The organism is Halogeometricum limi, from assembly GCF_900115785.1.
GTDB lineage: Archaea > Halobacteriota > Halobacteria > Halobacteriales > Haloferacaceae > Halogeometricum > Halogeometricum limi.
Window position 1 is genome coordinate 578,301 of record NZ_FOYS01000003.1, and the last position, 22,295, is coordinate 600,595.

A 22,295-nucleotide genomic window follows, 5' to 3' on the forward strand; every position below is an offset into this window, starting at 1 on the left:
TCTACTCTTCGACGGCCTTCGCCAGTCTGTCCACCGGCGGGTCGTCCAACCACCGGTCGTGAAGGTTGTCGTGTCGCCACGCGGTGACGGCCCTATCGTCGCTGTCGTAGTCGAGGACGCCCGCCCGTCCGAGCATCGGGAGGTGGACGTGGTGGAACACCACCGCCACCTCCCGCTGCTCGTCGTACGAGACGTCGGTCGGCCGTTCCCCCTCCTGCCAGGCCACGAACGCCGCGGCCACCGACGACAGCGGTTCCGGTTTCGCTTGGCCGTTGAGATGCGAGAGAACGAATCGTCGTTCGGTCGCACTCAGTAGTGTGTGCGCCCTGTCACGGGCGGTGTGTCGCTGAGTCATGGGTCTCCTTGGGTCTCTCCCCGGGCGAACCTACGGACTGAACCCACATACGAGGCCACCCTGTTCTATCAGGGAGCGTCGCTCTGCGTCCGGCCGCGCGACGCAAGTATTTGCCGACGGACGCCCAACGAGGGGGTATGACATCGACAGACCTCACCCTGAACCGCGGGGTCACACCGGAACTCGTTCACGTGCGTGGCGAGTCGCAGTTCGTCGACGTCGGTGACGTGGAACTGCACGTCGTCACCGCGGGACCGGCGGACGGCGAACCCGTCGTCCTCCTCCACGGGTTCCCGGAGTTCTGGTACGCGTGGCACGACTACGTCGGCCCCCTCGCCGACGCGGGCTATCGGGTCGTCGTCCCCGACCAACGGGGCTACCACCTGAGCGAGAAACCGACGTCCGTCGCCGACTACCACCCCGACGAACTCGCGGGCGACGTCCTCGGACTCATGGACGCACTCGACCTGTCGGACGCCCACCTCGTCGGGCACGACTGGGGCGCGTTCGTCGCGTGGTGGGTCGGTCTGCACACGCCCGAACGCGTCCGCACGCTCTCCGTGGCGAACGCGCCCCACCCCGCGGCGTTCCGTCGCGCCCTCCGTCACGACTGGGAACAGCGATTCCGGAGTCTGTACGTCGTCCTGTTCCAACTGCCGAAGGTTCCGGAGACGCTCTCGAAGATGGGCGGCTATCGGATGCTCTGCGACGGGATGCGCCGGTCGAGTCAACCCGGGACGTTCAACGCCGCCGACTTCGACTGCTACCGACAGGCGTGGGCGCAACCCGGGGCGTACCGGTCGATGCTCGACTGGTATCGCGCCATCGTCCGACTGAACCCCCGCCCGAACCGCGAACAGGTGGACGTTCCGACGCTCGTCCTCTGGGGGGCCAAAGACGCCTTCCTCACCCGTTCGCTCGCCCTGCAGAGCGTCGAGTACTGCGAGGAGAGCCACCTCGTCGTCCTCGACGAGGCGACCCACTGGATTCACCACGAAGAACCCGTCCGCGTTCGCCGCGAACTCACCGACCACTTCCGGATGGGTTCGACCTGAGAGTCGTCTCTCGGGCCGTCGCGATGCCGGGACGTTCGTGATTCCTGCCGAATATATACCACCACTGAGGCGACTTAGCGACTTTCTTAAGTGATGACGAACTACGTACAGGTGACGCAGGGTGAGGTTGCGAACTCGGGACTGGATGACCCCGCTCGATACTTTCGCTCTCGCGTCTCCTTCATGAGCCGACCGGTCGCCCCCGTGCGTCCGGTCGTTTTCACTCCGCGAACGTGGACGTGGACGAGCGGTGCGACTAGCGCTCTCGGCCGAGCACTACGTCGAACCGAGCGCCGCCGTCTCGACTCTCGCCGACGTCGACCCGCCACTCGTGCGCGTCGGCGATGGCGGCGACGATAGCGAGGCCGAACCCCGTTCCGTCGGTGCGTCCCGACACCCCACGTCGGAACACCGATTCGCGACGCTCCCGGTCGATACCGTCGCCGTCGTCGGCGACGTAGAACCCCTCGTCCGTCCCGCCGAGTTCGACGGTGACGTCCGACCCGACGTGCGTCTTCGCGTTGTCGAAGAGGTTCTCTAAGAGCCGTCTGAGTCGCGGTTCGTCGGCGTACACCGTCTCGGGCGGACGGGAGAACCGAAGCGCTCCGTCGTCAGGCCCGGCCAACTCCCACGCCGAAACCGCCGTCTCGCGGAGGTCGACGGCCGTCGGTTCCATCGCGCGGGCACCCTCCCGCGCGAGCGTGAGCGCTTCGTCGATTCGGTCGCTCATCCGGAGGAGCGACTGGTACGCCGTGTCGAGATGCGGGTGCGTATCCCCCGGATACCGGGCCTGCGCGATGTCGAGTTGCGCGAGTGCCGCACTCAGCGAGTTCTGCAGGTCGTGCGAGACGCTGCTTGCGAAGGCGGCGAGCCGTTCGTTTCGGCGTTCGAGCGACCGCCGTTCGGAGCGGTCGTCGGTCACGTCGCGGACGACGACGGCGTATCCGTCTCGGTCCCCGGCGTTCGGGACCGTGGGCACGTCGTCGTCTCGGTCGAACGAGGTGACCGCGACGTGCGCGTCGTAAGACTCCCCTTCGACGTCGCGTGCGGTGCACTCGACTTCGACGCGGCCCCTCGCATCGGCCTCTTCGAGGAGCGTCGTCGCGTCCACCTCGGTGTGGAGCACCGACTCCACGTCGGTGCCGCGGGCGCTGGAACGGTCGTATCCCGTGACGCGCCGAGCGCTCGCGTTCCACGTGACTACCTGTCCGTCTCCGTCCAGGAGGACCACCGCCGCGTCGACGGCGCGTTCGATGAGCCTGCGGTACTCCCCGTCGCTCGTCCCGGGTCTCGTCGTCGGCGACTCCGAGACGTCACTCTCGTCGGTCACGGCCCCTCCCGTGAGCGTGACGACTGACGAACAGTCCGTACTGTGGGGGGCGGGCGTCTGCCGCCGTCCCGCGTCGTCGGGACGGACGGCATCGAAACGCCCGGTCCGCATCCGCATGACATCGGTTTATTCGCACTCAAGATGCATCTAATACTATATTTTTCGGCCGGTGGCGAGCGACAACGCCACGTTGAAACCGCCCGCTCGCGACCACCAGTCATGACCGACCTCGGAAAGGTGGACCGCGCGTTCTTCGACCGATACGTCTTCTCCAACCTCGGCGCGGACCGCGACGACGTGGCGCTCGGACCGACGCACGGGGTCGACTTCGGCCTCCTCGACGTCGACGGCACTGCCGTCGCCATCGCCACCGACCCGGTCTCCGTCCTCCCCGGCCTCGGCTACGCCCGCGCCGGACGCTTCGCGCTCGATTTCGTCCTCGCCGACGTCGCCGTCTCCGGCCTCCCGCCCTCGCATCTCGCCGTTTCGTTCACCCTGCCGCCCGAACTCGAAGACGACGACTTCGCGGAACTCTGGACCGCGATGCACGAGGAGGCCGAAGACCTCGGCGTCAGCATCGTCACCGGACACACGGCCCGCTACTCGGGGTGTTCGTTCCCGTGGGTCGGCGGCGCCACCGCCCTCGCCCTCGGCGACCACGCCGACGTGATTCGCCCCGACGGCGCGCGCGTCGGCGACGACGTGGTGGTGACCAACGGTCCCGCCGTCGAGGCCACGGGACTGCTCACGACGCTGTTTCCCGACCAGTTCGACCTCCCCGCCGAGACGCTCGCGGCCGCGCAGTCGCGACTCGACGAGGCCGAGTGCGTCCGCGACGCGATGACCGCCGCGGCCGTCGGCGGCGTCCACGCGATGCACGACGCCACCGAGTGCGGCCTGTTCGGCGCGTTCAACGAGGTGGCCGACGGCGCGGGCGTCCACATCGACGTCTCAACCGAGTCGATTCCGGTTCGCCCCGGCGTCGCGGAGACCTGCGAGTTCCTGGGGATGAACCCGTGGACGGCGACGACGGGCGGAACGCTCGTCCTCTGCGTCGACCCCGACCGAACCGCGAACGTCGTCTCGGCGCTGGAATCGGAGGGTACGCCCGTCGGCGTCGCCGGAACGGTCCGGGAGGGACGCGGCGTCACCGTCGACGGCGAGGACGTGCCCCATCCCGACGTCGACCCGTCGTGGGCGGCGTACGAGCGGTTGGCGCACGAGGAGTAGGCGAACTCGCTCTCAGAACTCGCCCACCCGCTCGACCATCCGGTCGAACGCTTCGTCCGCCGCGTCCACCTCGGCGGTGAGACTCAAGAACCCGTGGACCATCGCCGGGTAGTGTTGATGGACGACGCCGACGTCGGCCTCCCGGAGACGCGCGGCGTAGCGCGCGCCGTCGTCGCGAAGCGGGTCGAACCCCGCCGTCACGAAGCGGGTCGAACCCCGCCGTCACGACGCAGGCGGGGGCCACCGATTCGAGCAGTTCGTCGTCCGCGAGCAACGGGGCGGCGAACGGACTGCGTCGGTCCACCGGACTCCGGAGATACTGCTCGCGGAACCACTTCATGTCCTCGCGCGTGAGCAGTGGGCCGTCGGCGTTCTCCTCGTAGGAGTCGGCGTCGAACGTCTGCGAGAGGACGGGGTACAGCAGGAGTTGTCCCGCCGGTTCGGGTCCCTCGTTCCCGTCTCCGCCGTCCTCGTCACCGTTCGCTCCCGCTCCGTCGACGCCCGCGGCCGCCCGGAGAGCGACGCCAGCGGCGAGATTTCCACCGGCGCTCGTCCCCCCGACGACGACGTTCTCGACGTCGCCGCCCAGCGAGTCGCCGTGCTCGCAGACCCACTCGAAGGCGGCGAACGCGTCGTCCAGCGGTTCGGGGAAGGGGTGGTCGGGCGCGAGTCGGTAGTCCACGCTGACGACCAGTCGCCCCGAGCGAACGGCGAGACGGCGGCAGACGCCGTCGATGGAGTCCAATGTTCCGAGCGTCCACCCGCCGCCGTGGTAGAACACGAGCACACCGCGCGTCTCCGTCGGTTCAGGGTGGTAGGTCCGAATCGGAATCTCGCCGTGCGGGCCGGGAATCGCCATCTCTCGGACGCGTTCGACCCACGGCGGGTCCGTCGCGGCGAACGCCTCGTCCTCGACGGTTCGCGCGCTCTCGACCGACAGCGAGTGCCACGGCGGCACCCCCTCGGCCTCGAACGCCTCGACTACCGCGGCGACCTGCGGGTCCGGTTCCGGCGCGCGTCGTTCCATACGCTCACCCCGCGGGCGAGCGACTAAAAGCGGCGGGGAACCGCGGGACACGAAGCTCTTTGCGGTCCGCGCCGGAGTGGCCGACATGGACGACCCCACCCTCGCCGACGCCCGCGAACGTGACCGGGCGGACCCCCTCGCCGACGTGCGCGACCGGTTCTACCTTCCGGACGAGTTGTACATGGACGGCAACTCGCTCGGACTGCTCTCAGCGGACGCGGAAGCGGCACTCGACCGAGTGCTGGACGAGTGGAAGTCGCTCGCCATCCGCGGGTGGACCGACGCCGACCCCGACTGGTTCACCTACGGCGAACGGCTCGGCGACCGGGTCGCCCCGCTCGTCGGCGCCGACGGCGACGAGGTGGTCGTCGGCAACTCCACGACGGTGAACATCCACACGCTGGTCGGGACGTTCTACGACCCCGAACGCGGCGAGCAGATTCTCGTGAACGACCTCGACTTCCCGACGGACCACTACGCCATCCGCGCGCAACTCCGACAGATGGGACGAGACCCCGACGACGCTCTCCGCGTCGTGGAGAGTCGCGACGGCCGGACCATCGACGAGGACGACGTCGTCTCGGCCATCGACGACGACGTGGGGATGGTGTTTCTCCCCTCCGTCCTCTACCGGAGCGGACAACTGCTCGACGTCGAACGAATCACCGAGGCGGCCCACGACGCGGGCGCACTCGTCGGGTTCGACCTCGCGCACTCCGTCGGCGTCGTCCCGCACCGATTGTCCGAACACGGCGTCGACTTCGCCGTCTGGTGTCACTACAAGTATCTCAACGCCGGACCGGGCGCGCTAGCCGGTCTGTACGTGAACGAACGACACTTCGGCGTCACGCCCGTCCTCGCGGGGTGGTGGGGACACGAGAAGGCGACGCAGTTCGAGATGCGCCACACGTTCACGCCGGCGCAGTCGGCGGGCGCGTTCCAAATCGGGACGCCGCCGTTGCTCGCGGCGGCCCCCCTGGACGGCGCACTCGACGTGACCGAAGCCGCCGGCATCGACCGACTCAGAGAGAAGTCCGTCGCGCTGACGGAGTATCTCGTCTCGCTCGTGGACGAACGCCTGCCGGAGTGCGAGGTGGGGACGCCGCGCGACCCCGAACGCCGCGGGGGTCACGTCGCCGTCGAACATCCCGAGGCGTATCGACTCTCGGAGGCGCTGAGAGAACGCGGCGTCGTCGTCGACTTCCGACCGCCGAACGTGGTGCGAGTGTGCCCGTCGCCGTACTACGTCCGCTTCGAGGACGTGTACCGAGTGGTCGAACATCTCGAAGAGATTCTGGAGAACGACGAGTACGAACGGTTCGAGACGCGCGGCGGTGGTGTCACGTAATCCCGATAGACCACCGGGTCAGACACTCAGGTTTGCAGTATGCTATAATTATATTCGTGTCCGTCGTTCGACTGGTTGGAGAGTTTATGAACTACAAACGTCTCGCCCTCGGTGGTGGTAACGTAGTGGGTGCGCTCCTCGCACTCGTAATTGCCGTGCTGTTCGGACTGTTGAGCGCACTCCCTCTCGTCATCTCGGGACTGAGTGCCTCCGGTGAGCCGATTTCGACGACCGTCAGGTTCGCGAACGTCCTCGTCGTCGTCGGAACGGTCGGGTTGGCTCTCGCGTGTGTCGTCGCCGCCGGTGGCTGGTTCACCGACGCCGTCTCTCGTCGCGTACAGCGGCGCGCGTCGATTGCCGGTATCGCCCTCGCCGTTCTCGGGTCTGTGGGAACCGGCCTAATGAGCGGAACGCTGTTGGGTGTCCTCGTGATGGGTGCGATGCTCGGCATCCCCGCCATCGCACTGGTCACGAACCTCTTTGTCTTCCGGTCTTCGACCGGCGACGACGTTCCGACGGTCGAAGACGAACCCGTCCGACCGTCGGTCTGAGGGAGTTTCGAGTTCGACTACCAGTCGATAACTTCCTTGTCGCGCCAGAAGTGGCCCGACGGCGCGCCGGGTTCGAATCGCGAGAGCCACACGGGCGTCTCCGCGCCGCGTTCGACGGACCGGTCTGCTTCTTCGCCGCCCATGTCGGTTCGGACCCATCCCGGACAGACCGAGTTCGCGACGAGTCCTTTCTCGCCGTACTCGCCGTCTAGATACTTCGTCAGGCCGTTCAGCCCCGTCTTCGAGATGCGGTAGGAGGGAGAGCCACCGGACTGGTCCTCGCCGAGTGCGCCCATCCCCGAGGAGACGTTGACGACGCGCCCGCCCTCGTCCTGGATGAGGAGGGGGACGGCGTGCTTGCAGACGAGCATCGGGCCGCGGAGGTTCGTCGCCAACGTTCGGTCGATGTTCGTGACCGACTCGGCGACGATGTCGCCCTCGTCTTCGAGCACTCCCGCGTTGTTGACGAGGATGTCGAGACGGCCCGCGCCGGCGAAGATGTCGTCCACGGCGTCCGATATCTCGCCCTCTTGGGTCACGTCCACGAGGAGGTGTTCCCACTCGTCGGGGACGTCGTGGGTCATGCTCCGCGTCGCGGCGAACACCGTCGCACCCAGGTCGTGCAACTGCTCGGCTATCTCGCGTCCGATACCACGGTTCGCACCCGTCACGAGTGCGACCTGCCCTTCCAGAGAGTCATACACGTCAGGTTCCGGCACGTCCGCTGTCATCGGCGGGAGAGAAGAGGCGACGCGGGAAGGGGGTTGTGTTCTCGTCGCGCGGGTCGTGTCACTCGGCGTCGACGATTTCGAGCGGTTCGAACGCGTCCCCGGTGAAGCGATAGGCGTTCAGTCGCCCGTCCGGGTGGCAGACGAGGTAGACGTAGCCCGTCCACCGCGCTTCCTGTTCGTCGGTGCGACTCGGCACCGGGTCGCTCTCGGGGTGACTGTGGTAGAACCCGACGACGTCGTGTCCGTCGGCCTCCATCGCGTCGATGGTCTCGACGGTCGCCGCGGGGTCGAGGACGTACTGCGTCCGGGTGTCTTCGGCGACGTTCGCTACCGGTTCGGCGACGGCGACTGCGTCGGTGTCCGCGCCGTCGTCACCCGACGCTCGTCGGCCCCCTAACACCCCGCAGACTTCGCTCGGCGGCGTCGTCAACGCGCCCTCGCGGGCGTGCGCGAGAATCGCGTCTCTCGCGTCAGTACGGAGTCGGAGACTGTTCATCGGCGTGTTCGTCCTCGAAATCGCGGCGCATCGCGATTTCGAACCACGGGCACAGACGGAGTTGCCGGTACCACTCCGGATGCTCGTAGAGGTGTTCGTAGTCGACCCAGAGCAGTCCGGCTATCTCCTCCTCGTCGGGGTCGAGCGATGTGTCGTCGAGCGTCACCTTCAGCACCGCGCAAACCTCCCACTCCAGTCCGGCGTTCTCGTAGTAGCGTCGGTACTCGAAGCGGTCGGTCACGCGCAGGTCGTCGTACTGGTCGGGGGTGATTCCGAGTTCCTCTTCGAGACGCTGTTCGGTCGCCTCCTCTTGGCTCTGGCCCTCCACGGGGTGGGAGGCGACGGTGCCGTCCCAATGGGTGTCCCAGAGGCGCTTGTTCGGCGCGCGCTGGCCGAGGAGCAGACGCCCCTCGCCGTCGAAGACGAGACAGGTGAACGCGCGGTGACGCGTCCCGTGGCCGGTGTGGGCATCCAGTCGGTTGACCAGTCCGACCTCGTTGTCGTCGGGGTCGACGGCGATGACGTCCTGTTTGGCGTTCTTGTGGAGTTCGCCCTCCGAGTCGGTGGCGGCACTCCCGCCCTCGTCTGCACTCATACGCCTCACAATGGCGAGGTGGGTCAAGGAGTCTTCGATGCGCGCCGGCGTCAGGTCGCGCCGTTCGGGTCCGACGGCGACGGTTCGTACGACGCGCCGACTGTGAATCGCATCGCCCCCGCCCTGGCGTCCGCGCGGAGGTGACGCCCCTCGACGAGTTCGCCGTCGAGGCTGAACTGCCGCGAGGTACCGGCGTCGACTTCGAGGTGCTTCGCGGTCAATCGCGTCAGGTGCGATGCACCGCGACGGAGGAGTCTGTCGGCGGCCCCCTGTCGGAGATAGTCGAGGGCCGGACGGTTCTCTACGACGACGACGTTCAACAGGCCGTCCTCCATGTTCGCCTGCCGCATCTGCTCGCCGGGGAACCGTCGGCCGTTACCGACGAGGAGCATCAACGCCTCGCCGGACCACGCGGGTTCGCGTTCCCCCGCCGGTCCGACGCGGACGTCCAACTGCAGACCCTCGAACGTCCGCGTCCGCTGGAGCGTCGAGAGGACGTAGGCGACGACGCCGAGTCGGCGCTTCGCCTCGCGAGAGGTCCGGGCACTCGCCTCGGCGGTGAGGCCGCAGACGCAGGAGTTCAGAAAGGGGCGCGGAGCGACGCGTTCGACGGCGGCCGCTGACGCCTCGGCGGTCCACTGGGCGCTTCCGAGGTCGAGTCGGCGTTCGCGGCCCTCGTCCAGGACGTCGAACGCGTGTTCGACGCCGCGTATGCCCACGTTGTCGGCGAAGTCGTTCCCGGTTCCGCCGGGAACGACGCCCAACGTCACGTCGTCGAGTCGTCCCGCGTCGTCGACGCCGCGTATGACTTCGTTCAGCGTCCCGTCGCCGCCGCAGGCCGCGATGGTGTCCGGACGCTCCGTCGCCGCCTGTCGCGCGATGTCTATCGTATCCCCCTTCGTCTGACTCTCGCGGACGTCGTATCCTCGGTTCTCGGCTATCGTCCGAGCGCGGACGCTCCGTTTGCCGTCGCCGCTTCGGGGGTTGAGTACGAGGATACGGTCGGTCACGACTGTGCCTGGGGGCAGAAGAACAAAGTCCTACCGTCGCGTCGAAACGGTCGTGTTCGCCGTCGACATCCACACGCACTCTCGTTTCTTTCACTGGTCGCCCGGAGAACCCACCTGGTTCGACCCACTCGGCCTCACGTTGGCGACGCTCTGTGCTCGTCTCCGCGGGTTGGACGGCATCGCGGTGACGAACCACGACTACACCTACAGCGCGGACCGACGGTTTCCGACGATTCCGGGCGTCGAGGTGACGACGACGAGAGGCCACCTCCTCATCGTCGGCCCGAACCCGCCGAGTCGGACGGAACCGGGAGAACTGACGCCCCACGAGGCCGTCGAAATCGCCCACGAGAACGACTGCGCGGCCATCGTCGCCCACCCGTTCCGGAACAGCGACCTGCGACACGTGGACGCGGCGTTCGACGCCGTCGAACTGAACGGGAAGAACACCGAACACGTCGAGCAGACGCGCGAACTCGCGGCGGAGATGGACGTCCCCCTCACCGGCGGCAGCGACGCGCACTACCCCATCGAAGTGGGCCGCGCGTACACGCTCGTCGACGCCGACGAACTGACGCCGAAAGCGGTGGCGGACGCGATTCGCGACGGACGAATCGAACCGGTCGTGCGCCTCAACCGCCTCGAAAAGCATCTCGACAGACTGTACACGAGGTTCCACGCGTCGAAGGGGTACGGCGACGGATTCACGGCGAACTTAGTCGAGAAGTAATCAGGGGTTCCGTCCGAGTCGCTCGTCGAGGATGAGACGGGTCTTCGTACTCTTCACCTCGTCCATCTCGCGCGCCTGCGTGATGAGTTCGTTCACCGCGCGCGTGTCCGCCGCGTCGACGACGAGGACCACGTCCTCTTCGCCGGACACCTGCCACACGAAGTCGACCTGGTCCCACTCGGCCATCCGGTCGGATATCTGCGTGGTGTCGACGTCAACTTTCACCGACACTTCTATCATCGCCTTGATGTTCCCGGTCCGGGTGGCGATAGTGAACCGTTCGATGACACCGTCGTTGGTGAGGCGTTCGACGCGGTTTCTGACCGTCCCCTCGGAGGTTCCGACCTGTTCTGCGATCTCCGTGTACGGCGTCCGAGCGTCTCGCCGAAGGAGGTCCAGAATCTGTCGGTCCAACTCGTCCATGCACCCACTGTCCGCCCCGGGACCTTACCGATTACGAAATTCGTAACTGAGCTTCGAAAGCAACATTTATGCGCCCGGGTTCCGTGTGTTTCTCGTAATGTCGGACGCCTACTTGGCTCTGGAGGACGGCCGCGTCGTGGAAGCGCGCGGTCGTGCGCCGGGACGCACACGTGGCGAACTGGTTTTCACGACTGCGTACACCGGGTACGAAGAGAGCTTGACGGACCCCTCCTACGAGGAACAGGTCCTCACGTTCTCCTACCCGCTCATCGGGAACTACGGCGTCCGAGACGAGCGATTCGAATCGGACCGTATCCACCCGCGCGCCGCCATCGCCCGCGAGTTCACCGACGACGTCGCCGAGTGGCTCGAGAGCGAAGACGTGCCGGCCATCGACCACATCGACACGCGCGACGTCGTGACCTCTGTGCGCGAGAAGGGAGCGATGAAGTGCGGTATCGCCGTCGGCGACGACGTGACGCCGGAGGACGCGAAGGCCGAACTCGCAAAGTGCAAGGGCATGAGCGAGCACACCGAAATCGGCGCACAGGTCAGTACCGTCGAACACCAGACGTACCAGGCCGACGGCGAGGCGATAGCCGACGTCGCCCTCGTCGACTGCGGCGCGAAGCTGTCCATCGTCGACTCGCTGACCCAACGCGGGGCGAACGTCCACGTCCTGCCGCACGACACGACGGCAGCGACCATCGACGAACTCGAACCCGACGTGCTGTTCGTCTCGAACGGCCCCGGCGACCCGGCGAACTTCGGCGACGCGCAGGCGCTCGTCGAGGAGTTCGTCGGCGACGTTCCCCTCGCGGGCATCTGCCTCGGCCAGCAGATTATCGCGCGCGCGCTCGGCGGCACCACGGAGAAGATGGCGTTCGGCCACCGCGGTGTCAACCAACCCGTCCGCGACCTGAACACCGGCAAAGTCGTCATGACCACGCAGAACCACGGCTACACCGTCGGCGAACCCGGTGACCTCGAAGTCACCCAGGTCAACGTCAACGACGACACCGCAGAGGGGTTAGAGAACGACGACCTGAACGTCATCACGCGCCAGTATCACCCGGAGGCCCACCCCGGCCCCCACGACTCGCTCGGCTTCTTCGACGACGTCCTCGGGATGGTCGACACCGACTCGCGCCGAGTCGTCGTCTCCGACTGACCACCACGCGACGCACCACTCCGTCCCACCTGACGCGCACCTCACGCGACACCCGACCCGACGGCGAACTCGTTTTACGTGACGGCTCGAAAGCCGGTGTCGTGAACGCGATTCGATTCCTCCCGACGCTCGGATTCTTCCTCGTCTACGGCGTCCTGTTCGTCTGGGGCGACGCATTCGGGGTATCACCCCAGAACACGCTTCTCGTGGCGTTCTTCCTCGGATTCTGCGGGGCGCTCGCCGCCGTCGCCGGGTGGGAGTTCGCCCGCGGCGTCCGCGAGGCGTGACTCTCCGTCGTCGGCCCATTCTGTTGCCACGATAAGGTCATGGGTGTACGTAGCGAACAGTCACTCATGAACGCGCTCTCTCTCCCCGAACAGGCGTTCGACGAACTCCCCACCGAGGTGGCGATTCTCGACGAACGAGGAGAGATAATCTACACGAACCGGGCGTGGCGGACGTTCGCCTCCGCGAACGGGTACACCGGCGAACTCACGTTCGTCGGCGTGAACTACCTCGCCGTCTGCGACGCCGCCCGCGAGGAGTCCGAAGAGGCCGCCGCCGTCGCCGACGGACTTCGACGCGTCCTCCACGGAGCAGACGACGTCTTCGCCGCGGACTACCCCTGCCACTCGCCGACCGAACAGCGCTGGTTCCTGATGCGTGCGGTGCCGTTCGAGTCCCCGACCGGCGGCCGGCACGCCCTCGTCCTCCACATGAACATCACCGACAGACGACTCGCGGAGAACCGCGTGAAGGTGCAGAACACCCGGCTCAAGATGCTGGCGTACATCCTCTCGACGGACCTCGAAGTACCGCTGACGGACGCGCTGTCGAAGGCGAGAGAACTCGCACAGCAGGGTAACGACGTCGGACGAGAGCTGTTGGGGTCGCTCGAACGAATCGACGTCGTCGTCGGGACCGGCGCGGCGTTGGCGTGGGACGACGACACGACCATCGAGATGCGACCGGTCACGCTCCGGAAACAGGCCGAGACGGCGTGGTACTACGCCGACGATAACGACGCGTCGTTCCTCGTCTTCGACTCGCGAGAACTCCTCGCGGACCCGAACCTCCTGCAGTTACTGTTCGACGTGCTGTTCTCGAACGCGCTCGAACACGGCGGCGACACGGTCCGGGTCCGGGTCGGGACGACCCACGGCGGCTTCTTCGTCGAAGACGACGGCCCGGGAATCGCGCCGGAAGACCGGGCTCGCGTCCTCGAAGCCGGCGTCGTCCTCGACCCGACGGCGAACGGCGAAGAACGGGGTATGGGTCTCGCCGTCGCCGCCCGAATCGCCGAACTGCACGGCTGGACGATTCGCGTCGAACAGAGCGGCCTCGGCGGTGCGCGGGTCGAAGTCGACGGCGTCGAGTGGACCTGAGAGCGGGCCCAGTCAGGTGAGGTCGGCTTCCATCACGAACGTGGGCTGTTCGGCGATGTCGGCCTTCGCGCGGGCGGCGTCGGTCACCCACTGGACGCCCTCGGGAATCAACACGCGCGTCCGGTCGGCGTCGACGCCGGCGGCGTCGCGGGCGACGGCGGTGAGGAGTGCCTCGGCGGCCGCCTCGTCGCGCCACGCCCACGCGGCGACGGCGTACTCGGCCCACGTCTCTTCGTCACCCTCGTCGCTCTCGCGTTCGTACGTTCGGTTGCGGACGGCGAACCCGCGCGTCGGCCCGGACCCGACGACCAGCAGTCGCCCCTCGTCGGCGGCGTCGTGGAGTCGCTCTCGGGTCAGCGTCGACAGCGCCCACGACTCCTCGGCGTCGAGGGTGAGTCCGCGTAACTCCGCTCGCGTGTCGCTCTCGGACCAGAACGCCCACGCCGCGTCCGGGTCGGCGTCGTCCGCGAAGACGGCCGGAAGCGACGCGGCGTCGCTCTCCGGCGTCGCGTCCGCGTCCGGAACCGGGTTGACCCACCGGAACTCGATACCCGGCCGGTAGCCGGTGTCGCGGGCGAGTCCGAGGCTCTTCACGTTCCACGAGAATATCATGTTCCGGAGCACCGTCGCGCCGGCGTCGCGGGCGAACGCGAAACTCGCCCGCGTGATGGCCTTCGCGAGTCCGCGCCCGCGGTAGTCGGGGTTGACGCGGAGTCCCTGCCCCCACGCCTCGTACGGCGACAGCGTGACCACCTGCACGATTGCGCCGAGTTCCGCCGAGGGCGTCTCCGACCCGAGGTCGACGACGAACGTCTGTCGCGTCTCGCCGTCGTCCTCGGCGATCCAATCGTGATAGATGTCGGGGATGTAGTCGCTCCCGCCGCGGTCTGACCACGTGTCCTCGGTGAACGCGGCGACGGCGTCGTAGTCCTCGGGACGGGCGGCACGGACGACCACCGACTCGCCGGTGTCGTCCTCGTACCGAGCGAACATGTCTGGTTCGGACGGGGACGGGGTCACTCCCACGGCACCGACCGCTGGGTGAGTTCGCCTGCGATATCGCGCGTCATCGACTCGGCGGCGTCGTCGCGGTTCGCGAGCGCCCACATCAGTTTCACTTTCGCGGTTCCGGGGAGGGTGTTGCCCGCCTCCACCACGCCCGCGTCCAGGATGTCGCGGCCCGTGTCGTACACGCGGTCACAGACGCGGCCGTCCAGACACTGCGTCGTCATCGTGACGACGGTTCCCGACTCAACCAACTCTTCGAGGACCGGAATGAAATCGGTGTGGACGTGGCCGAGACCCGTTCCCTCGACGACGAGGCCGTCTAAGTCGCGACTCCGCAGGAACTCCGCGTACGCGTCGAGGTCCATGCCGGGCGTGAACTTCAGGAGGTCGACGTCCTCGTTCAGGTCGGTCGCCACGGCGAACTCCGTCTCGCCGCGGGCGGCGTAGTCCCGGCGGAAGCGAATCTCTTCGGACTCGTAGTCGACTTCGCCGAGCGGTTTCGCGCCGACCGTCTGGAAGGCGTCGCGACGAGAGGTGTGGTTCTTTCGGACGCGCGTGCCGCGGTGAAGCGCGCAGACGTCGTCGGACTCGGAGCCGTGCATGCAGACGAGCACCTCCGCGCAGTCGGCCTTCGCCGCCTCGACGGCGCAGACGGCGTTCATCACGTTGTCCGAGGAGGGGCGGTCCGCGGAGCGCTGACTCCCCGTGAAGACGATGGGGACGGGCGTGTCGAGGACGAACGACATCGCCGCCGCGGTGAACTGCATCGTGTCGGTGCCGTGCATGACGACGATGCCGTCGGTGCCGGCCTCGATTTCGGCCTCGATGGCGTCGGCGAGGTCACGCCACACGTCGGGCGTCATGTTCTCCGAGAGGATGTTTGCGACGACGCGTCCGCGGTAGTTCGCGCGCCCCGCAAGGTCCGGCACGGCGCGGAGGACGTCTTCGGCGTCGAACTGCGCCGTCACCGCGCCCGTCCGGTAGTCGACGGTCGAGGCGATGGTGCCGCCCGTCGAGATGAGCGAGACGGTCGGCAGGTCGTCGTCGAACGCTATCTCGGAGGTAGTCGACTCTGACTGTGCTTCTTCGACGTCGTACACGTCGGTCTCCAGTACGTCGACGTCGGCGTCGTCGCGTTCGATACCGACGTTGTACCCCCCGTCGAGTTTGACGACGAGATACTCCGGCGTCGACGACGGCATCAGGACGCCCTCGTTCGTGACGCCCGCGCGTTCGACGCGGACGCGGTCCCCTGGGTTCATACCGCGAGGTACCGCCGGACCGGACTTCAAATCTCCCTTTCGTGGCCGTCGGATTCGCTCGTCTCTTCGTGGCCGTCGGATTCGACCGTCCCCTCGTCCGCGCGTCGCGTCGCTCGGCGCAACAGCCATACTCCCGGAACGCGCACCATCAGCCATGCAACGAACTGACGAGAGAGAACCCTCCACGTTCGACGTCTCGCTCGACAGCGACGAAGACGGCGACGCGGTGTCGTCCCCGAGAGACGGGTCGTCGAACGGCGGCCGACTGTTCTCGCCGAAGCGGTTCGTCGGCGTCTTCGTCGCCGCCCTCCTCGCGTCGTTCCTCGGCGGTGCGATTCCGCTCGTCGGCTTCGTCGGCCGATTCCTCGCACTGTTCGTCGTCGGGTTCGCCGTCGGTGCACTCTCGCACGAACGGCGGTACCTCGAAGTCGGACTGGCGGGCGGCCTCGTCTCCGGCTTGCTCTTGGCGCTGAGCACGCTCACCTCCGCGCTCGCACTCGCACCGTTCGCGCTCCGCCTCGTCACGGAGTACGGCCTCGCGATAGCCGGCGTCGGCGTCGGTGTCGGCTTTCTCGTGTCGGTCGTCGGACACTACTTCGGACGCGACCTGCGGGACGGCCTCACGCGGGAGATATAGCCGTCACGCGACGGTGCCGCCGGCGACCACCCATCGGTCGTCGTCGCGGGCGACGAGTCCGCGTTCGGCGAGTCGGTGGACCGCCTCTTCGACCGCCTCGTAGGAGGCGTTGAGTTCGCGCGCGACGCCCTCCACCGTCTCCTCGCCGCGGGCGATGGCCGCCAGCGTCTCCGCGTGGAATCTGCTGTCGGCGTCCGCCCCGATTCGCTCGTTCAGGCGGTCCAGCGCGCTCGTGATTCTGCCGTGGACCCAGCGTTGCGCCAGCGAGAGTTCGTTCTCTAAGTCCGCGAGGTGGCCGAGTTCCTTCGCGAGTTCGGCGACGTCTTGGGTTTCCTCGCGCGGGATGTCGAACGAGAGATGCGGACACCGGCCGCTCATGTCGAGGTTCGGGCTCGCCGGGTAAGCCGACTTCGCGCCGAAGCCGTACGGCGAGACGTTCACCTCCAGCCGGAGATTCCGAGAGATGTGGAAGTACTTGCGCCGTTGGTCGTCGGTCCGACTCTCGATGAGGCCGGCGTCCTCCAGTTTCCGGAGGTGGTCGATGACCGCCTTCGGACTCACCCCGAGGTACTCGCTTATCTCGGTCACGTAACACGGTTTGTGCGACAACAGCCGGAGGATGCGCCGCCGGTTCTCGTTTCCGAGTAAATCTAGCAGTACCGCGGAGTCCATAACGATAGGTAAATCACGGGGCCTGATTAGGCTTACTGAGGTTCGCTCGACGACGCGCCGTCGTCGTTCGGTCGCTACCGGTCGAACACTCGCGCCGCGAGGGCGACGGTTCCGACGGAGAGGCCGACGGTTACCGCCGCGAGGAGCAGTCCCGGTTCGTACTTCAGCGGCGGATGAAAGCCGAAGCCGTAGTCGTACGCGTCGTTGACGAGCGCCAAGACGAGTGCGAGTCCGAGCGCGCCGCGCGACGTCTTTCCGTAGTACGGGATGAGCGCCGCCTCGACGAGGAAGAACAGATGCGTGAGCATGATTCCCCAGTAGTCCCACAGCAGCGCGGGCGAGAACCCGAAGTAGAGGTCCGGTCTGAGGTTGAGTGCGACGGCCGTCCAGACGCCGTACTTCACCAGCCAGACGAAGGCGAGCGTGTGAATGACGCTGAGAACGGCGTTCGTCGGCGCGTCGCGGACGGGCCGTCCGAGGTGCGGGACGAGCGTCACGAACGAGAGCGTCGCGAGCGCCAGCGCCGTCGGGGAGTCGCCGAACAGGGGGTAGAGAAGCGAACTGACCTCGCGGAGCGAGGGCTCGGAGTGGACGTAGAAGCTCACGCCGACGAGGAACGCGCCCGTGTTGACGACGAGCAACCACGCGAGACTCGGGGCGTTCCCGAGGTAGTACTGCACCCAGCGCTCGGGCACCGGTCGTCGCCACGTCGTCTCCGACCGTCCGGTCGCCGCGTCCGTCCTCGCGTCCTCCATCGCCCGTCCGAACGGCCGGTGGCCGAAAGAAGCTGTCGCGTCTGGGTCGCCTCCGGCGAGAGAGTCCCGAACGACCCGTGAGCCCGGAACGACCCGTGAACGACCGTGAGAGACCGACTGCGGGAAACGAAGGGTAGTTACCGCTCGCCGCCGTCGCCCCGCGTATGCAGGCTGCGCTCGTTATCCTCGACGGCTGGGGCCTCGGCGACCACGACAGACGCGACGCGGTGAAGGCGGCGGACACGCCGAACTTCGACCGCTTCGCCGACGCCGGCGCGTACGGCACGCTCGACGTGTCGGGGCGAAACGTCGGCCTCCCCGACGGCCAGATGGGCAACAGCGAGGTCGGACACCTCAACATCGGCGCGGGGCGCGTCGTCAAGCAGGCGTACACCCGCATCGAGGACGCCATCGACGACGGGTCGTTCTTCGAGAACGAGGCGCTGACCTCAGCGTTCGAGCACGTCGAGCACACGGGCGGCCGCGTCCACTACATGGGTCTCGTGAGCGACGGCGGCGTCCACTCCGAGCAGGGCCACGTCCACGCGCTGGTCGAGATGGCCGCCGACCGCGGCGTCGAGGCCGTCACGCACGCGTTCATGGACGGACGCGACACCGACCCCCACGGCGGCGAGGACTACCTTGCGGCGCTGGAGTCGACCGTCGCAGACCACGGGACGGGAGACGTGGCCACCGTCTCGGGGCGGTACTACGCGATGGACCGCGACCAGAACTGGGAGCGCACGAAGCGCGCCTACGACGCCATCGTGAACCGGGAGGCCGACCACGAGGCGCCGTCGGCCGTCGACGCCGTCACCGACTCGTACGACCGCGGCGACACCGACGAGTTCGTCGAACCGACGCTGGTCGAGGGCGGCCCGGCGCTCGAAGACGGCGACGCCGTCGTCTTCTTCAACTTCCGGCCGGACCGCGCCCGCCAACTCTGCCGGATGCTCACGAACACCCGGCCGGAGTGGGCGTTCGACACGTCGCCGCCGGAGATTCGCCTCGTGACGATGACCGAGTACGACGAGACGTTCACCTTCCCCGTGGCGTTCCCGCCGAACGACCCCGAGGACACGCTCGGAGAGACGCTCTCGATGGCGGGCAAGACGCAACTCCGACTCGCGGAGTCCGAGAAGTACGCCCACGTGACCTACTTCCTCAACGGCGGGCGCGAGGTGGCGTTCGACGGGGAGAGACGCGAAATCGTCGAGAGCCCCGACGTGCCGACGTACGACGAGAAGCCGGAGATGAGCGCGGAAGAACTCACCGACACCGCAATCGAACTCGTGGAGTCAGAAGACCCCGACGCGCTGGTGTTGAACTACGCGAACCCCGACATGGTGGGTCACACCGGCGACTTCGACGCCGCCGTCGCCGCCGTCGAGGCCGTCGACGAACAGTTGGGCCGACTGGTCGACGCGATTCGGGCGGCGGGCGGACACGTCCTCATCACGGCCGACCACGGTAACGCCGACGACATGGGGACGCCGGAGTCGCCCCACACCGCGCACACGACGAACCCCGTTCCGCTCGTCTACCTCACGCCCGCGGGCGACGACGGCGGCCGAACGGTTCGCTCGGGCGGGTCGCTCTGCGACATCGCGCCGACGATGCTCGAACTGATGGACGTCCACCAACCCGACGTGATGACGGGCGCGTCGCTCCTGGAGTAGCCTCTTCTCGACGCGAGCGACTCGTTCTCCGTTCTCCGTCGTACTCGCCGCTCACGCCGCGTCGCCGTCGGCCTCCGCGTCCGTCCGTTCGCCGTACCACTCGTACGCGACCGGTACCAGGAGCACCGACGCGACCAGTCCCGCGACGACGACCACTCGCGCGTCTATCGCGCCGGCGACGTCACCCGCCGCCAGCGTCTCCGCGGACGCACCCGCGAGGACGCCCGCGACGGCCCACGGCGCTTCGCCGATGGCGGTTCCGAGCGCGAACCACCGGAGTCGGACGCCCGCGACGCCCGCTCCGACCGACACCACGTCCGAGGGCGCGGGGACGAGACGGCTGGCGACGACGCTCCTGAGGTCGCCGGTTCGCTCGACGAACGACTCGCCGGCGGCCGCCAGTCGCCCCGTTCGCCCGTACCGCTTCGCGAACAGGAACGGCGGAACGCTCGTGAGGACGATGAGACAGAGCGCGAACGGAAGGCCGGGGAGACCGAACCCGAACCCGACGACGACGGCGAGAAGCGTCGTCGGCCACGCGAGGAACGGCCGGACGACGGCGAGAACGAGCGTCGCGGCGGCCAGTCGGACGGGGTCGGCCGCGAGCCACGTCGCGTGCGCGAGGACGACGTCCGGAGACGACACCGCCGCGAGAGCGGCGACGACGAGGACCGAGAGACCGACGGCGACCCGAGCGTCGACGCGAGGGCGCTTCATCGCACGCTTCTCTCCCGCGGGAGGCTATACGCCTTGTGCCTCCGCGGCCGGAGGAGACCCCACCACGGTGCGCTTTTGTCCGTGCACCGCGCACGGTCTATCGAACCCGTGGACGACGACAGCGAGACGCAGTCGGACCTGTCGGCCTTCGACGCCGGGAGCGACGACGGTTCGGCCGATACCGACCTGACTGATGCCGACCCGACCGACGTCCGAGAGATGGACCGGAGCGAACGCGTCGAACTCGGCGTCGAACTGCTCGCACATCTGGAGACGGACGACCTGTCGCTGTCGGAGGCGGTGGACCGCATCGAGACGGTGACGACGAACCCGTCGCTCACGCGCGAGATACTCGATACCGCGGAACTCCGCGGCGTCATCGACCGAGACGGCGGCCGTATCCAGACGCGACGCGGCGGGACGTTCGTTCGGTTCGAGAGTCAGGTCGTCCGGCGCGAGGGCGAGTTCACCTGCCGACGCTGCGGTGCCGGAATCTCGACGGGACACTTCGTCCGGTTCGACGCGGGCGAACTCGGGCCGTTCGGCTCTTCGTGCATCGAGAAGGTACTCGGTCGGTCGTAATCGGTCGTCGTCGGATTGTAGCGGGGTCGCCGCCGAGTCGCCGAGTCGTCGCCGACGGACGCGTCTACCGCCCGCGGCGCAGTTCGTCGATGAGTTGTTCGATGAGTTCGCGTTGCTCGCGAATCTCCTCTCCCTGCCGGTCGACGGTCGCGCGCAACTCGGCGAGTTCGTCTGCGACGCGTTCGTTGGCGTCGGCCGCCGCCGACTCGAAGCCCGACCCGTCGAACCCGTCCCCGTTTCCGGCGTCTCCGTCGTCCGTCACCGCTTCGGTTTCGACGGACTCGGTGGTCGACTCCGCGGGCGCTTCGACCTGTCGGGCGACGCTCTGGCCCGCCGCCGACGCGTCCGCCGATGTCTCCGCCGGTGCCTCCGAGGGCGAGCGAGTCGCGTTCGCCGGTTCCTCGGAGAGTTCTGACGGGTTGGCGCTCAGGGGGTCCGGGCCGTCGCCGAAGGAGACGTCCTCCGCGTCGGCCGCCGGTTCCTCCTCGTCGGGTTCGTTCGCCGCGCGGAGTTCGTCGACCGAGGAGACGCCCCAGTAGTCGAGCAGTGCCGATTCGAGCGTCTCGCGGAGGGCGCGCGCCTCCTCGTTCGGCGCTTTGAAGCGTTCCTGCCGACCGGCGACGGTCATCACGACCGAGGTGGCGACGCTCCCGCTCTCGAACTGGAGGTCGGCCACGTCGTCGTAGCGATACTCCTCGAAGTCTTCGTCCCACAGCGACGCGCCGATGTGCTTGACGACGCGTCGCGAGGAGACGACGAGCGTGAGTTCGCTGAAACGGAACAGTCGCTGCATCGGTTCGTCGTCAGCGAGGATGTCGTTTGCCTTCAGGACGCCTTCGACCACCGGGTGGAGGGCGCGGTCTAACTGCTTGACGGGGAGTCCGAACGTCTCCTCGCCGTCGAGGCCGTAGTCGAGCGTTATCTTCGCTTTACGTCGCCCCTCGGAGACGGTGATTCGTTCTGCGGTGTGCGGGTACGCCTCGACCGCTTCGTCCGACAGAATCCCTTCCGACCGATAGACCAGCGTCCGCGTCGGCGTGGCGTACAGTTCGTCCTCGCCGCCGAGGGCGACGCGGGCGACCACGTCTTCGCCCTCGAGGGCGGACTGGACCATCTGCGGTTGGCTCATAGGTGGGTGTCCCCGTCCCGATTGATAAATCCGCGGGTGATTCTCCCGACCGCGTGTGCAGTGGTGTCACACCAACCGGCGGGACCAGATGAGAAGCTTAAAGAACTTCATCGGACAACGAATAATCGAGCCCGGGTGGCTTAGCTGGACATAGCGCCGCACTCATAGGGTTTCTGAGATTCGGTGCGGTATGCCTTGGAAGCCTCCGCCCGCTCCCCACAGGGGCCCGCCGAGCCTCAGACCTGGGACATGCGGAGATCGTGGGTTCGGAGCCCACCCCGGGCACTTCTTCGGAACGCTTCGACCGAGAGCGCGTCGGCTACCGTTCGCGTCGTTCGAGACGAGAACGCGTTCTCGGCGTCGTAGTCGAATGTGTCTCACGCGCACGCGTACGCGAACGCCTAAACAAACCAAACA

At 67.5% G+C, this 22,295-nt stretch carries 25 protein-coding genes and 1 tRNA gene; 12 read left to right on the forward strand and 14 right to left on the reverse strand.

Going from position 1 to position 22,295, the window contains the following annotated elements:
• Position 1: 1 nt before the first annotated feature.
• Positions 2 to 355 (reverse strand): DUF7344 domain-containing protein, encoded by a 354-nt coding sequence (locus tag BM282_RS11645; protein ID WP_089880966.1) that lies wholly within the window; start codon positions 353 to 355, stop codon positions 2 to 4.
• 137 nt (positions 356 to 492) lie between these two features.
• Between BM282_RS11645 and BM282_RS11650 the strand changes: the two genes are divergently transcribed.
• Positions 493 to 1,410 carry an alpha/beta fold hydrolase gene (locus BM282_RS11650; protein ID WP_089880970.1) on the forward strand — a complete coding sequence of 306 codons (918 nt, stop codon included), beginning with the start codon at positions 493 to 495 and terminating at the stop codon, positions 1,408 to 1,410.
• Between the two features lie 256 nt (positions 1,411 to 1,666).
• Here BM282_RS11650 and BM282_RS11655 read toward each other — a convergent pair whose 3' ends face one another.
• A complete protein-coding gene (locus BM282_RS11655; RefSeq protein ID WP_175501503.1) occupies positions 1,667 to 2,740 on the reverse strand; it encodes a sensor histidine kinase in 1,074 nt (357 codons plus the stop codon).
• A 219-nt stretch (positions 2,741 to 2,959) separates the two neighbouring features.
• Between BM282_RS11655 and BM282_RS11660 the strand changes: the two genes are divergently transcribed.
• Positions 2,960 to 3,970 carry an AIR synthase family protein gene (locus BM282_RS11660; protein ID WP_089880976.1) on the forward strand — a complete coding sequence of 337 codons (1,011 nt, stop codon included), beginning with the start codon at positions 2,960 to 2,962 and terminating at the stop codon, positions 3,968 to 3,970.
• On the opposite strand, the gene BM282_RS11665 is transcribed toward BM282_RS11660, so the two are convergent.
• Positions 3,888 to 4,997 carry an alpha/beta hydrolase gene (locus BM282_RS11665; RefSeq protein WP_449271688.1) on the reverse strand — a complete coding sequence of 370 codons (1,110 nt, stop codon included), beginning with the start codon at positions 4,995 to 4,997 and terminating at the stop codon, positions 3,888 to 3,890. The two genes, BM282_RS11660 and BM282_RS11665, sit on opposite strands and share 83 nt — an antisense overlap.
• Before the next feature lie 85 nt (positions 4,998 to 5,082).
• On the opposite strand from BM282_RS11665, the gene kynU reads away from it, so the two are divergent.
• Together kynU and BM282_RS11675 are read left to right on the forward strand one after the other, a co-directional pair.
• On the forward strand, positions 5,083 to 6,345 hold the full coding sequence (gene kynU / locus BM282_RS11670; protein ID WP_089880979.1) for a kynureninase: 1,263 nt from the start codon (positions 5,083 to 5,085) through the stop codon (positions 6,343 to 6,345).
• An 86-nt stretch (positions 6,346 to 6,431) separates the two neighbouring features.
• A complete protein-coding gene (locus tag BM282_RS11675) occupies positions 6,432 to 6,896 on the forward strand; it encodes a hypothetical protein (RefSeq protein WP_089880982.1) in 465 nt (154 codons plus the stop codon).
• Positions 6,897 to 6,913: 17 nt separating this feature from the next.
• Here the strand turns inward: BM282_RS11675 and BM282_RS11680 are convergent, their stop codons facing one another.
• The 4 genes from BM282_RS11680 to BM282_RS11695 are packed head-to-tail and all read right to left on the reverse strand — an operon-like array spanning position 6,914 to position 9,728.
• Positions 6,914 to 7,627, reverse strand: coding sequence for an SDR family NAD(P)-dependent oxidoreductase (locus tag BM282_RS11680; protein ID WP_089880984.1), 714 nt, complete (start codon positions 7,625 to 7,627; stop codon positions 6,914 to 6,916).
• Positions 7,628 to 7,685: 58 nt separating this feature from the next.
• Positions 7,686 to 8,123, reverse strand: a complete 438-nt coding sequence (locus BM282_RS11685) for a desampylase (protein ID WP_089880987.1) — start codon at positions 8,121 to 8,123, stop codon at positions 7,686 to 7,688.
• Positions 8,098 to 8,718 (reverse strand): NUDIX hydrolase, encoded by a 621-nt coding sequence (locus BM282_RS11690; protein ID WP_089880990.1) that lies wholly within the window; start codon positions 8,716 to 8,718, stop codon positions 8,098 to 8,100. Before BM282_RS11690 ends, BM282_RS11685 begins: the two co-directional genes overlap by 26 nt.
• A 50-nt stretch (positions 8,719 to 8,768) precedes the next feature.
• Entirely contained in the window at positions 8,769 to 9,728 is a 960-nt protein-coding gene (locus BM282_RS11695) for a diacylglycerol/lipid kinase family protein (RefSeq protein WP_089880992.1), read from the reverse strand.
• A 52-nt stretch (positions 9,729 to 9,780) separates the two neighbouring features.
• Between BM282_RS11695 and BM282_RS11700 the strand changes: the two genes are divergently transcribed.
• Positions 9,781 to 10,458: a PHP-associated domain-containing protein gene (locus BM282_RS11700; protein WP_089880994.1), complete on the forward strand. Its 678-nt coding sequence runs from the start codon at positions 9,781 to 9,783 to the stop codon at positions 10,456 to 10,458.
• Here BM282_RS11700 and BM282_RS11705 read toward each other — a convergent pair whose 3' ends face one another.
• Positions 10,459 to 10,881 carry an Lrp/AsnC family transcriptional regulator gene (locus BM282_RS11705; protein ID WP_089880996.1) on the reverse strand — a complete coding sequence of 141 codons (423 nt, stop codon included), beginning with the start codon at positions 10,879 to 10,881 and terminating at the stop codon, positions 10,459 to 10,461.
• Between the two features lie 97 nt (positions 10,882 to 10,978).
• Here BM282_RS11705 and carA point away from each other — a divergent pair, with 97 nt between their 5' ends.
• From carA to BM282_RS11720, 3 genes are all read left to right on the forward strand, one after another.
• Positions 10,979 to 12,052 (forward strand): glutamine-hydrolyzing carbamoyl-phosphate synthase small subunit, encoded by a 1,074-nt coding sequence (gene carA, locus BM282_RS11710; RefSeq protein WP_089880998.1) that lies wholly within the window; start codon positions 10,979 to 10,981, stop codon positions 12,050 to 12,052.
• Between the two features lie 101 nt (positions 12,053 to 12,153).
• Entirely contained in the window at positions 12,154 to 12,339 is a 186-nt protein-coding gene (locus BM282_RS11715; protein WP_089881000.1) for a hypothetical protein, read from the forward strand.
• Between the two features lie 66 nt (positions 12,340 to 12,405).
• Positions 12,406 to 13,437 (forward strand): sensor histidine kinase, encoded by a 1,032-nt coding sequence (locus BM282_RS11720; protein ID WP_089881003.1) that lies wholly within the window; start codon positions 12,406 to 12,408, stop codon positions 13,435 to 13,437.
• Between the two features lie 12 nt (positions 13,438 to 13,449).
• Here BM282_RS11720 and BM282_RS11725 read toward each other — a convergent pair whose 3' ends face one another.
• Together BM282_RS11725 and gatD are read right to left on the reverse strand one after the other, a co-directional pair.
• Positions 13,450 to 14,394: a GNAT family N-acetyltransferase gene (locus tag BM282_RS11725; RefSeq protein ID WP_175501517.1), complete on the reverse strand. Its 945-nt coding sequence runs from the start codon at positions 14,392 to 14,394 to the stop codon at positions 13,450 to 13,452.
• Between the two features lie 59 nt (positions 14,395 to 14,453).
• Positions 14,454 to 15,707, reverse strand: coding sequence for a Glu-tRNA(Gln) amidotransferase subunit GatD (gatD, locus tag BM282_RS11730; protein WP_089881005.1), 1,254 nt, complete (start codon positions 15,705 to 15,707; stop codon positions 14,454 to 14,456).
• A 154-nt stretch (positions 15,708 to 15,861) separates the two neighbouring features.
• Between gatD and BM282_RS11735 the strand changes: the two genes are divergently transcribed.
• Positions 15,862 to 16,344 carry a hypothetical protein gene (locus tag BM282_RS11735; RefSeq protein ID WP_089881007.1) on the forward strand — a complete coding sequence of 161 codons (483 nt, stop codon included), beginning with the start codon at positions 15,862 to 15,864 and terminating at the stop codon, positions 16,342 to 16,344.
• Between the two features lie 3 nt (positions 16,345 to 16,347).
• Here the strand turns inward: BM282_RS11735 and BM282_RS11740 are convergent, their stop codons facing one another.
• Entirely contained in the window at positions 16,348 to 17,016 is a 669-nt protein-coding gene (locus BM282_RS11740; RefSeq protein ID WP_089881010.1) for an ArsR/SmtB family transcription factor, read from the reverse strand.
• Between the two features lie 74 nt (positions 17,017 to 17,090).
• The gene (locus BM282_RS11745; RefSeq protein WP_089881013.1) at positions 17,091 to 17,771 is read right to left on the reverse strand and encodes a DUF1405 domain-containing protein; all 681 of its coding nucleotides are present in this window, start codon (positions 17,769 to 17,771) and stop codon (positions 17,091 to 17,093) included.
• Between the two features lie 164 nt (positions 17,772 to 17,935).
• Here BM282_RS11745 and gpmI point away from each other — a divergent pair, with 164 nt between their 5' ends.
• Entirely contained in the window at positions 17,936 to 19,450 is a 1,515-nt protein-coding gene (gpmI, locus tag BM282_RS11750) for a 2,3-bisphosphoglycerate-independent phosphoglycerate mutase (protein WP_089881016.1), read from the forward strand.
• 51 nt (positions 19,451 to 19,501) lie between these two features.
• On the opposite strand, the gene BM282_RS11755 is transcribed toward gpmI, so the two are convergent.
• Entirely contained in the window at positions 19,502 to 20,167 is a 666-nt protein-coding gene (locus BM282_RS11755) for a TVP38/TMEM64 family protein (RefSeq protein ID WP_089881019.1), read from the reverse strand.
• A gap of 219 nt (positions 20,168 to 20,386) precedes the next feature.
• Here BM282_RS11755 and BM282_RS11760 point away from each other — a divergent pair, with 219 nt between their 5' ends.
• Positions 20,387 to 20,749, forward strand: a complete 363-nt coding sequence (locus tag BM282_RS11760; protein ID WP_089881187.1) for a DUF5830 family protein — start codon at positions 20,387 to 20,389, stop codon at positions 20,747 to 20,749.
• Positions 20,750 to 20,813: 64 nt separating this feature from the next.
• Here the strand turns inward: BM282_RS11760 and BM282_RS11765 are convergent, their stop codons facing one another.
• Positions 20,814 to 21,878 carry a DUF7115 domain-containing protein gene (locus BM282_RS11765; protein ID WP_175501505.1) on the reverse strand — a complete coding sequence of 355 codons (1,065 nt, stop codon included), beginning with the start codon at positions 21,876 to 21,878 and terminating at the stop codon, positions 20,814 to 20,816.
• A 129-nt stretch (positions 21,879 to 22,007) separates the two neighbouring features.
• Here BM282_RS11765 and BM282_RS11770 point away from each other — a divergent pair.
• Positions 22,008 to 22,163, forward strand: a tRNA-Met gene (locus BM282_RS11770).
• Positions 22,164 to 22,295: the final 132 nt, after the last annotated feature.

Bases quoted from the DNA above. Each gene is read 5' to 3' on its own strand.
- BM282_RS11645 (WP_089880966.1), bottom strand. From the start codon at position 355: ATGACTCAGCGACACACCGCCCGTGACAGGGCGCACACACTACTGAGT.
- BM282_RS11650 (WP_089880970.1), top strand. From the start codon at position 493: ATGACATCGACAGACCTCACCCTGAACCGCGGGGTCACACCGGAACTC.
- BM282_RS11660 (WP_089880976.1), top strand. From the start codon at position 2,960: ATGACCGACCTCGGAAAGGTGGACCGCGCGTTCTTCGACCGATACGTC.
- BM282_RS11665 (WP_449271688.1), bottom strand. From the start codon at position 4,997: ATGGAACGACGCGCGCCGGAACCGGACCCGCAGGTCGCCGCGGTAGTC.
- kynU (WP_089880979.1), top strand. From the start codon at position 5,083: ATGGACGACCCCACCCTCGCCGACGCCCGCGAACGTGACCGGGCGGAC.
- BM282_RS11675 (WP_089880982.1), top strand. From the start codon at position 6,432: ATGAACTACAAACGTCTCGCCCTCGGTGGTGGTAACGTAGTGGGTGCG.
- BM282_RS11680 (WP_089880984.1), bottom strand. From the start codon at position 7,627: ATGACAGCGGACGTGCCGGAACCTGACGTGTATGACTCTCTGGAAGGG.
- BM282_RS11685 (WP_089880987.1), bottom strand. From the start codon at position 8,123: ATGAACAGTCTCCGACTCCGTACTGACGCGAGAGACGCGATTCTCGCG.
- BM282_RS11690 (WP_089880990.1), bottom strand. From the start codon at position 8,718: ATGAGTGCAGACGAGGGCGGGAGTGCCGCCACCGACTCGGAGGGCGAA.
- BM282_RS11705 (WP_089880996.1), bottom strand. From the start codon at position 10,881: ATGGACGAGTTGGACCGACAGATTCTGGACCTCCTTCGGCGAGACGCT.
- carA (WP_089880998.1), top strand. From the start codon at position 10,979: ATGTCGGACGCCTACTTGGCTCTGGAGGACGGCCGCGTCGTGGAAGCG.
- BM282_RS11720 (WP_089881003.1), top strand. From the start codon at position 12,406: ATGAACGCGCTCTCTCTCCCCGAACAGGCGTTCGACGAACTCCCCACC.
- gatD (WP_089881005.1), bottom strand. From the start codon at position 15,707: ATGAACCCAGGGGACCGCGTCCGCGTCGAACGCGCGGGCGTCACGAAC.
- BM282_RS11735 (WP_089881007.1), top strand. From the start codon at position 15,862: ATGCAACGAACTGACGAGAGAGAACCCTCCACGTTCGACGTCTCGCTC.
- BM282_RS11740 (WP_089881010.1), bottom strand. From the start codon at position 17,016: ATGGACTCCGCGGTACTGCTAGATTTACTCGGAAACGAGAACCGGCGG.
- BM282_RS11745 (WP_089881013.1), bottom strand. From the start codon at position 17,771: ATGGAGGACGCGAGGACGGACGCGGCGACCGGACGGTCGGAGACGACG.
- gpmI (WP_089881016.1), top strand. From the start codon at position 17,936: ATGCAGGCTGCGCTCGTTATCCTCGACGGCTGGGGCCTCGGCGACCAC.
- BM282_RS11755 (WP_089881019.1), bottom strand. From the start codon at position 20,167: ATGAAGCGCCCTCGCGTCGACGCTCGGGTCGCCGTCGGTCTCTCGGTC.
- BM282_RS11760 (WP_089881187.1), top strand. From the start codon at position 20,387: ATGGACCGGAGCGAACGCGTCGAACTCGGCGTCGAACTGCTCGCACAT.
- BM282_RS11765 (WP_175501505.1), bottom strand. From the start codon at position 21,878: ATGAGCCAACCGCAGATGGTCCAGTCCGCCCTCGAGGGCGAAGACGTG.